The organism is Anoxybacillus mongoliensis (assembly GCF_014201515.1).
GTDB classification, from domain to species: domain Bacteria; phylum Bacillota; class Bacilli; order Bacillales; family Anoxybacillaceae; genus Anoxybacillus; species Anoxybacillus mongoliensis.
The window spans coordinates 1-1,829 of sequence record NZ_JACHEQ010000030.1 but is presented as its reverse complement, the minus strand read 5'-3'; the positions used below and the strand labels follow the sequence as shown (position 1 = coordinate 1,829).

The following is a 1,829-nucleotide window of genomic DNA, read 5'->3' as shown; positions in this document are numbered from 1 at the left end:
TGCGCCAAAAATGGACACGTGGGCGTGATGACCGTAGCTTGGCACTTGTTTTTGATTGCCTACTTCTGCCCATGTCGTACGAAGCGCTTGATATGTGCGAACATGCGTCTCATCGACATGAAGAAGAACGATTTCGTCCGTGATTAGTTTTTTTGGGTCTTCACCATTTTCTGTGATTTTCACTTAATCCCAGAAACATGTTAGCTGGATGAAATGGGTTCATCAGTCAAGATCCTTCTTCCGCATACAGACCATAAAATTGGTAGAATGGAAACAGTCAAGTGCTTTCCTTGACGGGTTCCATTCTACCAACTATCATACCGATAGCGGAAGAAGGGAGCGCTTAAGAAGCCTAACTACCTGTAGTGTTCCCTGTACACTCCAGAAATACACGCAAACGAAACCGTTCTCGATTTCGATAGCCATATGCTCGGCGTTTGATGTTTTTGATCTTGTGATTCGTCCCCTCGATTCGGGCATTGGTATATGGGCACAAAAAGTAGGAAAGAATCGGCTCCTTCCACCTTTCAAGCGTGTTGGCTGCTTCCTGAAAAGAAGCAAAAGGGCTCTGTTTGGCTAACTGAATCCATTCTTCCAAGCGTTCCTTTGCTTCGTGATATCCATCGGTTCGGTAAAAATCTCTAAACAACTCTTTCAGATAATAGGCAATGGAAAGTACCGGATACTCCTCCAAGATGTCGTCTAATCGAAGCCGCTGGTCCTTATGAAGCTTTTCACAGCCTTTTAAGAGAAGATATCGAGCCTTTTTCAATGGAGGAAATTCCTTTCTTGCTTGATCCAAGGCTTGTGTCACTTTTTGAACCACATGGTACTTATCGATGACAATCGAAGCAGATGGAAACAGGGCGCGAACCGCCTTATGATAAGGTTCCCACATGTCCAGAATCACCGTTTGAACCCTTTCTTTCGACAGGACATTTTGGCTCAACAAGTGGATGGCGGAGTCACATTGGCGATCGGCATGCATTCCCATGACTGATCCAGCTTTGGCATCCATCCATACGGTTTCATACTGATGTCCCTTTTTTACCGCGATCTCATCTAAGCTAAGCACCATCTCTTCTTGAGAAGATGCTTCTATCGCTGTTTGACGCTCTTTTGCTTTTTTTGATGCGATGGAGTAATAGATGCGCTCCAATGTCGTATATGGGATGCGGTGCTTTCGGCTAACCTCTTGAATGGCGGAGCCTTCACAAAGTTCATACAAGTACTCACCAAATCGATTAGTGTAGTGTTGATTGGGTTGAATCGATTCCAAAGAGGCGGAAAACACTTGGGAACAATTCGAGCACCGATAGCGCTTTACCTTTACGAATAAGTACACGGGTTGATGGAAAATCGCCAAATCCTGTGCTTTTCTTGTCCGTCTGTCGTGGACAGAGGAAGGGGCAAACCCACAATGAGGGCAGTGTTCCCGTGTCGCTGTTTTCTCTACATGAATCGCATAACCATAGGAATGAAGTTCTTGTTTAATCACTTTCAATTCTGGCAATCCTAGTGATATCGAAAGCACTTACGAGACCTCCTTAATGTTGATTTCACCACTAACATTATTGCCAGGATCTCGTCAGTGCTTTCTCTTTTTTGTCACTAAATCACAAAATTTGGTGATGAACCAAAATTTTAAAGACGTCCCTCGATTTTTTGTTGATTTTACTCAATGAATGATAAAAAAGCTTGCAACCCTTATTATTTGAAGCATGATTGAGGTAATAACATTCACAACGCCTCAAACAAAACGAAGAGGTGACAAGCCTCCGAGTGTACTACATGAACCAGAGGTTAAGGTGTCAATTTGGATGTGTATA

At 43.5% G+C, this 1,829-nt stretch carries 1 protein-coding gene and 1 pseudogene; both read right to left on the bottom strand.

Translation table 11 applies throughout. The features are described from left to right. A pseudogene (locus HNR43_RS14025) lies at positions 1–183 on the bottom strand (hypothetical protein); the annotation flags it as partial. 169 nt (positions 184–352) lie between these two features. Next, entirely contained in the window at positions 353–1,534 is a 1,182-nt protein-coding gene (locus HNR43_RS14020) for an ISL3 family transposase (RefSeq protein WP_183244713.1), read from the bottom strand. Positions 1,535–1,829 lie beyond the last annotated feature (295 nt).